The organism is Pseudophaeobacter sp. EL27 (genome assembly GCF_900313025.1).
In the GTDB taxonomy this organism is placed as follows: Bacteria; Pseudomonadota; Alphaproteobacteria; order Rhodobacterales; family Rhodobacteraceae; genus Pseudophaeobacter.
Genome location: NZ_OMPQ01000005.1, coordinates 1 through 11,989 on the forward strand (window position 1 = coordinate 1; position 11,989 = coordinate 11,989).

Consider the following 11,989-nt stretch of genomic DNA (forward strand, 5'->3'; position numbering starts at 1 on the left):
TTGATATACAGCCGTTGATCCATCGAAACGAACCAAACCGCCCACATATCTCTTCAGTTATCATCAATGTCAAAGAGCAACACCAAAAGGCCAAAAACAAGACCACTACGCCAATTCCTTAGCGCAACCGCCTCACATCATACCATCAGATGCCCCAGTCTCTCCTGAGCGTCTCAACCGTCTTTCCGATCCGTCAGCACTGTCTTTCCAGTCCGTCAGCACTGTCTTTCCAGTCCGTCAGCACTGTCTTTCCAGTCCGTCAGCACTGTCTTTCCAGTCCGTCAGCACTGTCTTTCCAGTCCGTCAGCACTGTCTTTCCAGTCCGTCAGCACCGTCTTTCCAGTGTGTCAGCAGCGCCTCCGCCGCCCACCGTGCCGCGTCTCCGCTGCCGGTAGAGGGGGTTCTAAGTATAACTCAAAACACCCGCAAGCCCTAAATTACAAAAATCAAAACTTTCTACAAAACAATTCACATAATCAAACAAATTCAACACCTTAACACAAATCAAAGCCAAACAAACCAACCATTCAAAACCACAATACCAACCCAAAGCACCGCCCCAACCCGACTCGCAACACTTACTCACAACATTACCCACAGACTCAAACCGAATAGGTGCGCTGGGAGTCGGTTCGAGTCACAGATGCGAGTCGCAAACCTCATGTCTTAGGCCGCCTGATCACCCCAAAAGGAAAAAGGCCCGACCAGGGGTCGAGCCTTTGACTTAAGAACTGCCAGCGTCGCGCCCGCCCCTCAGGGCTTGGCAGCGGTCACGATGAACTCCACCAGGAATTCAGGCAGCGCCAGCTTGGCCTCGCCACAGGCGCGCGCGGGCGCATGGCCTTCGGGCACCCAGGCATCCCAGACCGCGTTCATCTCTTCAAAGTCGGCCATATCGGCCAGCCAGATGGTGGTCTGCAGGATTCGGGTCTTGTCCGAACCGACTTCTGCGAGCAGAGCGTCGATCTTGTCGAGGCAGTCCTGGGTCTGCTGTGCGACACTTGCCCCTCTGGTGCCAACCTGACCGGCCAAATAAATGGTATCGCCATGCATGACGATCTGGCTCATACGGGCGCCGGTGTGGAGGCGGGTGATTTCACTCATAGTAGTCTTCCTGTTTGATTGAGAAATCCCGCCGCCAGAACTGGAGCGGGAGCATTTCTGTGAGGTGGGAACAAAGCCCCCTGCCTATTGTGTTACTGCGACAGCAGCCAGGTGCCACTGGCAGATTTGCAGAACTTGCGAGACAGTTCGGACTGCGACGAACCGCCATTCGGGTAGGCCCGATGCTGGAGCGAGATGCAGCCTCCCCGCTTGGAGGTGACCTTGACCACACCGTGAGAGCTGGTTTCCGGATTGTTCCATTTCACTGAGCTGCCAACCTTTACGCCAGCATGCTCATATAGAGCCGCCTCTGCTGCCCGCATGGCATTAAAATCAGCAGGAGCCAGCGGCGATTGCGCCAGGATTTGGCTCAGAGGTTTGGCAGAAACCGGCATAGCAGCACATGCCGCAAACACAGCCAGAACAAGCGCGGGAAGAAAAGCAGCGGATTTGAACATGATATCTCAACCTAAATGGATCTTTGCAGAATACCCCAGTCGAATGAGAGGCAGACCTAAAGCAACATGGCGCAAGCCTTCCGCCCTGTCCATCCGACAAGGAGAAAATGCCCCCGAGATGCGTCAGGAGAACTTGCGAAACAGACGTGTGGTGTCAAAAAGCTCATCCAGGCGATCATAGCGATCCTTGGTCTTGTCCCAGCTCTCCTCCTGGGTGGCGGCAATCATCGCCTCCAAGAGCATCATGGTGGAAATATTGGAATCCCAGGCCGAGGGGATCTCAACCCAGCAGTTAAAGGCGTGCTCTGCCACCGCAGCTACCGGGCTGGCCCATTGATCGGTGATCAGCACCACTTTGACACCGCGCTCAGCCGCCAGTTCGGCCAGGCGTTGCAGGTTGGTTTCATAGCGACGCACATCGAACATCAACAGGGTGTCACCTGCCTCCATATCCAGCACGTAATGCGGCCAGGTGGCGGAAGACGAGGTCATATGAGTGACCCGCTGTCGGATTGCCTGGAAATGGGTAAAGGCATAATCCGCCAGGGCGCGGGTAATGCGACCACCAACCACATAGAGACGCCCGTCGGTATTGGCGAGTTGGCGCACCGCCGCATCAAACTGCTCTGAATCGACATTGGAGAAGGTCTGACCAAGGTTATCCGTCACCGCCTGGGAAAACCGGTTGAGCAAATGCCCCTCCGGCGCCTCGGACGCCCAGTTCTCCCGCCGCTGGGTTGGCCCCGAGACCTTGGCTTCCAGCTCTTTCAGCAAGGCCTGATGGAACTGCGGATAGCCCTTGAACCCCAGCTTCTGCACCATCCGCGCCACGGTGGGCGTAGAGACATCGGCATTGGAGGCCACAATAGTGATCGAAGCCAGCCCGGCCGCCGGATAATTCTCCAGCAGGGAATTGGCAAACTTACGCTCCGACTGGGTCAGGCTGGCATATTGATCCCGGATCAGCTCTCGCACGGTGAGCGGCGGTTTGGTCAAGGTGACATCCTTCCTCGGGTGATCAAAAAACAGGCGACGGGAGGTAAGCTATAGCCGAAACGGCCCCATCATTACCAGCTTCGGAGAAATCTCTTCTGAAACTATATTGACAGAATTATCCCTTCATGAAAAGATTTTTCCAAACTTGGGAGGAATGAATGGTTTTGAGCGATTCCAATGCTCACTGCGAGGCTTATGAAGTGTTCAACGGCGCAGGCCGTGGGGGGGCTTTGATCCTGTGCGAGCATGCCAGTCACCATATCCCGCATCGCTATGGCGATCTGGGATTGGCAGAGGCGGATCGCCAGAGCCATGCAGCCTGGGATCCCGGCGCAAAGGCGGTGGCGCTTGCCCTTTCTGAAGCGCTGGATTCCCCGCTCATTGCCTCTCGCATTTCCCGGCTTGTCTATGATTGCAATCGCCCGCCAGAGGTGGCGTCAGCAATGCCGGTGAAATCCGAACTGATTGACGTGCCCGGCAATCGCGGCCTGAACGCCGAACAACGTGAAGAGCGCGTTCACACGTCCTATCAGCCCTTTATCAAGGCTGTCAGCCGGATGATCGAGGCCCGCAAGGCCGAGGGGCTGGAAACCGCCTTGATCACCATTCACAGCTTTACCCCCGTCTATTACGGCACCCCCCGCGCGGTAGAGATCGGCATTCTGCATGACGACGACACCCGGCTTGCGGATGCCATGCTGGAACAGGCCCCTGCCCTGTCGCCGCGCCGGGTGGAACGCAATGAACCCTATGGGCCCGCAGATGGTGTCACCCATTCGTTGCAACTGCATGGTCTCAACAACGGGCTAGCCAATGTGATGATCGAGGTCCGCAACGATCTGCTGCGCAATCCACAAGAGGAAGCACAGATAGCGGATGAGCTTTTGACCCTGTTGCGCCCAGCGCTGGCAGCAGTGCAGCCAAAGGGAGGCCCAAGTGCCTAAAATAATTCTGCGCTATATTCGCGCCGTGGAGGCGATGAACCGGGTGATTGGCCGCTTTGCCATGTATCTCATCTTTGCCCTGATTGCGGTTCTCCTGTGGTCTTCGGTCTCAAAGACCTTTTTCAACCCTTCGCTTTGGACGCTGGAGATGGCCCAGTTCATCATGGTGGCCTATTACATCCTCGGCGGCCCCTATTCGATGCAGATGGGATCCAACGTGCGGATGGATCTGTTTTACGGCGGCTGGACCACCCGAACCAAAGCTTTCGTTGACGCCTTCACCGTGCTGTTCCTGATGGTCTACCTTGGCATTCTGCTCTACGGCGCGGTCAGTTCCATGGCCTATAGCCTCGGCTATTTTGGCCTCGAGCCTTTCTCCTTCTTTGGCGACATCATCGCCACCTTCTTTACCGAAGGCCCAAGTGCGGCCTGGGGCAAGCTTGGCTATATCGAGCGCAGCTCCACCGCCTGGCGCCCCTATCTGTGGCCGGTGAAATCCATTCTCTGCTTTGGCGTCTTCCTGATGCTGTTGCAGTGCCTAGCTGAATTGTTCCGCGATATCGGACGTCTTCGCGGAGTTGAAATCTGATGCCTTATGAATTGATCGCCATTGTCATGTTTGCCGGCATGATGCTGATGCTGATGACCGGCCAGCGGGTCTTTGGTGCCATTGGCTTTGTCGGCGCAGTCGCTGGCATGTTGCTCTGGGGCACTGGCGGGGTCGAGATTCCCTTTGCCGCCTCGATGAAGCTGATGAAATGGTATCCACTGCTGACCCTGCCGATGTTCATCTTCATGGGCTATGTGCTGTCTGAATCCAAAATTGCCGACGACCTCTACCGCATGTTCCATGTCTGGATGGGGCCTGTGCAGGGTGGCCTGGCCATTGGCACCATTGGTTTGATGGTGCTGGTCTCGGCCATGAACGGTCTGTCCGTTGCGGGTATGGCCATCGGCGCCACCATCGCTCTGCCCGAGCTGTTGCGCCGCGGCTATGACAAGATTCTGGTGACCGGCACCATTCAGGCGGGTTCCTCCCTAGGCATTCTGGTGCCACCCTCGGTGGTGCTGGTGCTCTATGCGATGATCGCGCGCCAGCCTGTTGGCCAGTTGTGGTTGGCCGGCGTGGTGCCCGGCCTGCTGATGGCCACCATGTTCATCATCTACATCTATATCCGCGCCAAGATGCAGCCGCATCTGGGCCCAGCCATGACCCATGAAGAACTGGCAGAATATGATGAGATCAGCAGCCATCCGCTGCGCCTCAACTACATCGTCCTGGCTGGGATCGTGCTGGTGCCGCTGCTGGTCAAGCTGGATGTGATTGCGCCAAAATCTGCCATTGGCTTTGCCCTTGGTGCAGCCGCGCTGGCCTTTGTGACCCGCGCCATGCCGATGTTCTACCGCGATGTCTTTCTGAAGGAGAAACACCGACTGTTGTTTTCCGGTGTGCTGCCGCTGGCGATCTTTGCCACCATGATGGTGCCCTTTGTGAATGGCTGGACCTCGCTGGTCGAAAGCTCCGCCATTGGCGCCATGACCGCCTTTGTTGCCGCGATCCTGAAGGGACGCATGAACAAGGCGATCTTTGAAACCACGGTGCGCTCGACCCTTGGCATCTCCTGCATGTTCATGTGGATCATCCTCGCCGCGCTTGGCTTTGGCGCCATCTTTGATGGCTTGGGTGCGGTGAAGGCGATTGAGGATCTCTTTACTGCGCAGCTGGGATTGTCTCCCTGGATGATCCTGATCCTGATGCAGCTCAGCTTTATTGTGATGGGCACCTTTCTGGATGACACCGCCATGCTGGTCATCGTGGCGCCGCTCTATGTGCCGCTGGTGGGCGCGCTTGGCTTTGATCTGATCTGGTACGGGGTGCTCTATACCATCACCACCCAGATCGCCTATATGACGCCGCCCTTCGGCTACAACCTCTTCCTGATGCGCGCCATGGCGCCGCCCGAGATCGGGCTCAAGGATATCTATATCTCCATCATCCCCTTTGCCGCCGTCATGGTGGTGGCCCTGGCCCTGATCATGGCTTTCCCACAGATCGCCCTGTGGCTGCCGGAACTGGTCTATGGCCGCTGATGGACCCCCAAATAACCCAAGAAGAGCCCCGCTCGGGGGCCTGATTTCAAGACTGAAATTCAACAAGGAGTGAGAGTAATGACAACAAGACGTAAGTTCCTGCAAACCGCCGGTGTGGGGGCAATGGCCGCCCCATTGGCGACCCCAGCCCTGGCAAGCTCCACCATCAAATGGCGGATGCAGACCTATGCCGGTACCGCCCTGGCGGAACACGTGGTGAAACCCGCCATCGACATGTTCAACCAGATCGCCGGTGACCGCATGCAGATCGAGCTGTTCTACGCCGATCAGCTGGTCCCCACAGGTGAGCTGTTCCGCGCCATGCAGCGCGGCACCATCGACGCCGTACAGTCGGATGATGACTCGATGGCCTCGCCAACTGAAGTCACCGTCTTTGGCGGCTATTTCCCCTTCGGCTCGCGCTACTCGCTCGACGTGCCTGTGCTGTTCAACCAGTACGGCCTGAACGAGATCTGGGACGAAGAGTATTCCAAGGTTGGCGTCAAACACATCTCGGCCGGTGCCTGGGATCCCTGCCACTTTGCCACCAAAGACCCTATCCGCAGCCTCGCGGATCTGAAGGGCAAGCGCATCTTCACCTTCCCAACTGCGGGTCGTTTCCTCAGCCAGTTCGGCGTTGTGCCTGTCACCCTGCCTTGGGAAGACATCGAAGTCGCCCTGCAGACCGGCGAGCTGGACGGCGTTGCCTGGTCCGGCATCACTGAAGACTACACCGTTGGCTGGGCCGATGTGACCAACTACTTCCTGACCAACAACATCTCTGGCGCCTGGGCTGGGAGCTTCTTTGCCAACCAGGGCCGCTGGAACGAGCTGCCCGAAGATCTGCAGACCCTGTTCCGAGTCTGCTGTGACCAGTCGCACTACTATCGTCAGTGGTGGTACTGGGGTGGCGAAGCCTCCCTGCGGGTCAATGGCCCCAAGATGGAGCTCACCACAATTCCCGACGAAGAATGGGCCACCGTCGAAGGCGCTGCGGTTCAGTTCTGGGATGAAATCGCTGCCGAAAGCCCCACCAAGGCCAAGGTTGTCGAGATCTTCAAGAAGTATAATGCTGACATGCAAAAAGCCGGTCGCCCCTACCGCTACGGCTAAACCAATCTGCTCCGGCGCGGCCTGCGCCGGGGCACCCTATCTGTACAGGAAAATGCCCCATGACTGGTGTACTGACTTTTGACGATCTGAAAGCCCAAGTTGCCGCTGGCGACGTTGATACCGTGCTGGTCTGCCTTGTGGACATGCAGGGTCGCCTGATGGGCAAGCGCTTTCACGCCGGGCATTTTGTTGCTGGCGCCTATGAGGAAACCCATTGCTGCAACTACCTGCTGGCCACTGACCTCGAGATGGCAACGCCCGATGGCTTTGCCTCGACCAGCTGGGAATCGGGCTATGGCGACTATGTGATGAAGCCGGACCTGACCACCCTGCGCGCCCTGCCCTGGCTCGAAGGCACGGTGATGGTGCTCTGTGATGTGCTGGATCATCACCACCACGAAGAGGTCCCCCACAGCCCCCGCGCCATTCTGAAGAAACAGATCCGCCGTCTGGACACGCTTGGCTTTGACGCCATGACCGCGACCGAGCTGGAGTTTTTCCTGTTTGAGAAAAGCTTTGACGAAATCCGCAAAGCGGAATTCCGCGATTTGCAGCCCATTTCGGGCTATAACGAAGACTACCACATCCTGCAGACCACCAAGGAAGAGCATGTGATGCGCCCGCTGCGCAATCACCTGTGGAACGCGGGCATCCCGGTGGAATGTACCAAGGGGGAAGCCGAGACGGGCCAGGAAGAGCTGAACATCAAATACGGCCGCGCCCAGGATACCGCCGACTTCCACACCATTGCCAAACATGCCACCAAAGAGATCGCCTGGCAGCAGGGCCACGCGGTGACCTTCCTGCCCAAATGGCACCACGACAAGGTTGGCTCCTCCTCTCACGTACATCAGTCGCTGTGGAAAGACGGCAAGCCTGCCTTCTATGACGCTGAGGATGCGCTTGGCATGTCACCGCTGATGAAAAACTACATGGCCGGCCTGCTGAAATATGCGCCCGATTACACCTATTTCATGGCGCCCTATATCAACAGCTACAAGCGCTTCATGAAGGGCACCTTTGCCCCGACCCGCATCATCTGGTCGGTGGACAACCGCACCGCCGGCTACCGTCTCTGTGGTGCTGGCAGCAAATCAATCCGGGTGGAATGCCGTATTCCGGGGTCGGATATGAACCCCTACCTGGCGATGGCCGCCATGCTGGCCGCCGGGATTGCCGGTATTGAGGAAGGGCTGGAGCTGCAGCCCCCTGCCAGCGGTGATGTCTATCAGGGCGACAGTGGCATGATCCCTGAAACCCTGCGCCAGGCGCGTCTGAGCCTGAAAGGCTCTGACATGTTGCGCGCCGCCATGGGAGACGATGTGGTGGATCACTATACCCGCGCAGCCGAGGTTGAGATCGAAGATTTTGACCGCGTGGTCACCGACTATGAAATCGCCCGAGGGTTTGAGCGCGCCTGACGGCACGCGGCCTCCGGCGGGAATATTTTTGGAAAGATGAAAGGGAGCCTCCCTTTCAAACGAGATGAGGAAGACCATGGGCCAGACCCTGAAATGTATCTCTCCGATAGACGGATCCGTCTATGCGAGCCGTGAGACACTCAGCCGTGAAGAGGGCTTTGCCACTGCCAATGCCGCTCGGGCCGCGCAAAAGGCTTGGGCCGCGCGCCCGCTGCAAGAACGCATTGACCTGGTGATGGCAGGTGTCGCCGCTGTTGGCGCCATGAACGACGAGATTGTGCCGGAGCTGGCCCATATGATGGGGCGCCCTGTGCGCTATGGTGGTGAGTTCGGTGGCTTCAACGAGCGCAGCTCCTACATGGCCGATATCGCCGAAACGGCATTGGCCGATATCACAGTGGGCGAAGACGAGAACTTCAAACGCTATATCAAGCGGGTTCCCCATGGCGTCGTCTTTATCGTCGCCCCCTGGAACTATCCCTACATGACCGCGGTGAACACGCTGGCCCCTGCGCTGATTGCAGGCAATACCGTAGTGCTGAAACATGCCACGCAGACGCTCCTGGTGGGTGAGCGCATGGCGGCGGCCTTTCATTCTGTCGGCGTCCCTGCGGATGTTTTCCAGAATGTCTTCTTGGATCATGACACCACCTCGGCCCTGATTGCCGATCGCGCCTTTGACTTTGTCAATTTCACCGGCTCCGTTGGTGGCGGCCAGGCAATGGAACACGCCGCTGCGGGCACCTTTACCGGTGTCGGCACCGAGCTTGGCGGCAAGGATCCTGGCTATGTGATGGAAGATGCCGATCTGGATGCCGCCGTTGATACCCTGATCGATGGCGCCATGTTCAATGCCGGTCAGTGCTGCTGCGGTATTGAGCGTATCTATGTGCATGAAAGCCTCTTTGACACATTTGTCGCCAAGGCCGTGGAGATCGTCAAAACCTACAAACTGGGCAACCCACTGGATAAGGCAACAACCATGGGTCCTATGGCCAATGTGCGTTTTGCAGGTGAGGTCCGCGCCCAGATCGCCGAAGCGGTGGCAGATGGCGCCGTGGCCCATATCGACACCATGGCCGAAGATGATGGCGGCGCCTACCTCACGCCGCAGATCCTGACCAATGTCACCCACGATATGCGCGTGATGCGGGATGAGAGCTTTGGCCCGGTTGTCGGCATCATGAAGGTCTCCTCGGATGAAGAAGCCATCAAGCTGATGAACGACAGCGAGTTTGGCCTCACCGCCTCGCTCTGGACCGGTGATCTGGATCGCGCCGCCCGCATCGGCGATGAGATCGAGACCGGCACCATCTTCATGAACCGCGCAGACTATCTGGATCCGGGCCTGTGCTGGACCGGCTGCAAGAACACCGGTCGCGGTGGTGGTCTGTCGGTGATCGGCTATCAAAACCTCACCCGCCCCAAGAGCTACCACCTGAAAAAGCAGACAAGCTAACATATCATCTTTCTAGAAATATTCCGGGGGAGCTTGCCAGAGGCAAGCGGGGGCAGCGCCCCCTCCCCGGTCTCAACACAGGAACACGCAGATGTCTCTCGTTGGAAACTGGTCCTACCCGACCGCAATCAAATTCGGCGCTGGCCGGATCAAAGAACTGGGCGATGCCTGCGCCGCTGCCGGTATCAAGAAACCGCTGCTGGTCACCGACAAGGGCCTGGCAGATCTGCCGGTCACCAAGGGCACCCTCGACATCATGGAGGCCGCAGGCCTGGGTCGAGGCATGTTCTTTGAGGTCGATCCCAACCCGAATGAAAAGAATCTCGAAGCCGGTGTCGCAGCCTATAAGGCCGGCGGCCATGACGGTGTGATCGCCTTTGGCGGCGGCTCGGGACTGGATCTGGGCAAGATGGTTGCCTTTATGTGCGGCCAGACCCGCCCGATCTGGGACTTTGAAGACATCGGCGATTGGTGGACCCGCGCCGATGCAGAGGCCATCGCGCCCATCATCGCCGTGCCCACCACTGCGGGCACCGGCTCGGAAGTGGGGCGGGCCAGCGTGATCACCGATAGCGTCAGCCATGTGAAAAAAATCATCTTCCACCCCAAGGTGCTGCCAGCCGTGGTGATCTGCGATCCCGAACTGACCGTGGGCATGCCGAAATTCATCACCGCCGGCACCGGTCTGGATGCCTTTGCCCATTGCGTCGAGGCTTTCTCCAGCCCCCACTACCACCCAATGTCGCAGGGTATTGCCCTGGAAGGCATGCGTCTGGTCAAGGACTACCTGCCGCGCGCCTATGCCGATGGCACGGATATCGAAGCCCGCGCCCAGATGATGTCAGCGGCGGCCATGGGCGCCACCGGTTTTCAGAAAGGCCTCGGCGCCATTCATGCCATGAGCCATCCTATTGGGGCCCATTTCAACACCCACCATGGCACCACCAATGCTGTCTGCATGCCTGCGGTGCTGGAGTTCAATGCGCCCGAGATTGCGGATCGCTTCAATATGGCGGCGGCCTATCTAGGGATTGAGGGCGGCTTTGACGGCTTCCGTTCTTACGTGCAGGAGTTGAATGACAGCATGGGCATCCCGCGCAAGCTCTCTGAGCTGGGCGTCACCGAAGCCTCGATCCCGGATCTGGTCAAAGGCGCGATCATTGACCCCTCTTGCGGTGGCAACCCGATCGAGCTGACCGAAGCCAACCTCACCGAGCTGTTCAAAGCCGCTTTGTGAGCACGCAAGTCGTCAAAAATTGAGATGCACATAGGGCCTCCAGCAGACTGCTGGGGGCCCTCTTCTTAGAAATGACTTTGTGCAAAGTTGCCTACAGTGATTGACCCAGGCTGATGCTGGGGCTGAGTGTTTCGCAAATGGGCGCTAGTTCAGTATCGCTGTCGCGCGCTTCCAACAAGATCTCAGCCGCCCGCTCCCCAATTGGGCGGCGGCAGGCATCTGTTGTGGCCAATTGCAAGGGCAGGCCCTCAAGGATCTGGAGATTGTTGAAGCCCGCCAGTGCCACATCCTGTGGCACCCTAAGCCTCGCCGCCAGGCAATGCATGTAGCCGCCCACACTCATCACATCGCTGGAATAGTAGATGCAATCCAGATCGGGATGCCTGTCCAACATCTGCGCCGTCAGCTGCCGCCCCGTGGCGATAGAACTGTCCCCGGAATACTGCTCCAGATCCACCAGTTCCAGGCCCTGCTCCGCAAGCCCCTCGGTGAAACCATCAAATCGTTTCCGGGCGCGAAAGTCCTGCGGCATCTTGGTGCCGATAAAGCCGATGCGCCGATAGCCTTGTGCCAGGATCTGCGCTGCCATGTCCCGCCCCGCCTGCAGGTGTGAAATGCCAACACAGTGCCGCAATGGCGTACCATCGACATCCATCACCTCAACCACCGGGCAATCAGCCTGCAACAGCATGCGCCGGGTGGCATCATTGTGCTCCAGCCCGGCCACGATAAGACCAGAAGGTCGCCAGCTCAGCATCTCACGGATGACCTCCTCTTCCTCGTCCAGCTCATAGCCCGAGACCCCGACAACGGGCTTTAACGGGCTTTGCTTCAGAACAGACGAAATCCCCGACAGCACCTCGGGAAAGACAAAACTATTGAGCGAGGGCACCACCACCGCCACCAGGTTCACCGATTGCGACGACAGTGATCCGGCAATTCGATTGGGCACATAGCCATGGACGCGGGCGATCTCTTCGACTTTGGCACGGGTTGATTTTGAAACATCCCGCGCGCCTCGCAGCGCACGACTGGCGGTCATTTCGCTGACACCGGCAAGCCGGGCCACATCCTTCAGGAGCATTTTCTTGGTCATGAGCGCATCGTCTTGTACTTCGTGCCCCGCCGCAAGGGCAGCTGGGCCAGACACACGGAATTGAGGGTTG

At 58.2% G+C, this 11,989-nt stretch carries 11 protein-coding genes; 7 read left to right on the plus strand and 4 right to left on the minus strand.

Annotated elements, in window-relative coordinates:
- Positions 1–753: 753 nt before the first annotated feature.
- The 3 genes from ED661_RS02930 to ED661_RS02940 form a co-directional block, all read right to left on the minus strand.
- Entirely contained in the window at positions 754–1,104 is a 351-nt protein-coding gene (locus tag ED661_RS02930; protein ID WP_122072463.1) for a RidA family protein, read from the minus strand.
- Between the two features lie 92 nt (positions 1,105–1,196).
- The gene (locus ED661_RS02935) at positions 1,197–1,562 is read right to left on the minus strand and encodes a hypothetical protein (protein ID WP_122072464.1); all 366 of its coding nucleotides are present in this window, start codon (positions 1,560–1,562) and stop codon (positions 1,197–1,199) included.
- Between the two features lie 123 nt (positions 1,563–1,685).
- Positions 1,686–2,558: a MurR/RpiR family transcriptional regulator gene (locus tag ED661_RS02940; RefSeq protein WP_122072465.1), complete on the minus strand. Its 873-nt coding sequence runs from the start codon at positions 2,556–2,558 to the stop codon at positions 1,686–1,688.
- 158 nt (positions 2,559–2,716) lie between these two features.
- On the opposite strand from ED661_RS02940, the gene ED661_RS02945 reads away from it, so the two are divergent.
- The 7 genes from ED661_RS02945 (at position 2,717) to ED661_RS02975 (ending at position 10,823) form a co-directional block, all read left to right on the plus strand.
- Positions 2,717–3,502 carry an N-formylglutamate amidohydrolase gene (locus tag ED661_RS02945; protein ID WP_122072466.1) on the plus strand — a complete coding sequence of 262 codons (786 nt, stop codon included), beginning with the start codon at positions 2,717–2,719 and terminating at the stop codon, positions 3,500–3,502.
- Complete coding sequence (locus tag ED661_RS02950; protein WP_122072467.1) at positions 3,495–4,091, plus strand: TRAP transporter small permease subunit; 597 nt, start codon at positions 3,495–3,497, stop codon at positions 4,089–4,091. The genes ED661_RS02945 and ED661_RS02950 overlap by 8 nt, the downstream gene beginning before the upstream one ends.
- Complete coding sequence (locus ED661_RS02955) at positions 4,091–5,593, plus strand: TRAP transporter large permease subunit (RefSeq protein ID WP_122072468.1); 1,503 nt, start codon at positions 4,091–4,093, stop codon at positions 5,591–5,593. Before ED661_RS02950 ends, ED661_RS02955 begins: the two co-directional genes overlap by 1 nt.
- A 78-nt stretch (positions 5,594–5,671) precedes the next feature.
- Complete coding sequence (locus tag ED661_RS02960) at positions 5,672–6,706, plus strand: TRAP transporter substrate-binding protein (RefSeq protein WP_122072469.1); 1,035 nt, start codon at positions 5,672–5,674, stop codon at positions 6,704–6,706.
- 59 nt (positions 6,707–6,765) lie between these two features.
- The gene (locus tag ED661_RS02965) at positions 6,766–8,127 is read left to right on the plus strand and encodes a glutamine synthetase family protein (RefSeq protein WP_122072470.1); all 1,362 of its coding nucleotides are present in this window, start codon (positions 6,766–6,768) and stop codon (positions 8,125–8,127) included.
- 76 nt (positions 8,128–8,203) lie between these two features.
- On the plus strand, positions 8,204–9,586 hold the full coding sequence (locus ED661_RS02970; RefSeq protein ID WP_122072471.1) for an aldehyde dehydrogenase family protein: 1,383 nt from the start codon (positions 8,204–8,206) through the stop codon (positions 9,584–9,586).
- A gap of 91 nt (positions 9,587–9,677) precedes the next feature.
- Complete coding sequence (locus ED661_RS02975; RefSeq protein WP_122072472.1) at positions 9,678–10,823, plus strand: iron-containing alcohol dehydrogenase; 1,146 nt, start codon at positions 9,678–9,680, stop codon at positions 10,821–10,823.
- A 91-nt stretch (positions 10,824–10,914) separates the two neighbouring features.
- Here the strand turns inward: ED661_RS02975 and ED661_RS02980 are convergent, their stop codons facing one another.
- Entirely contained in the window at positions 10,915–11,919 is a 1,005-nt protein-coding gene (locus tag ED661_RS02980; protein WP_122072473.1) for a LacI family DNA-binding transcriptional regulator, read from the minus strand.
- Positions 11,920–11,989: the final 70 nt, after the last annotated feature.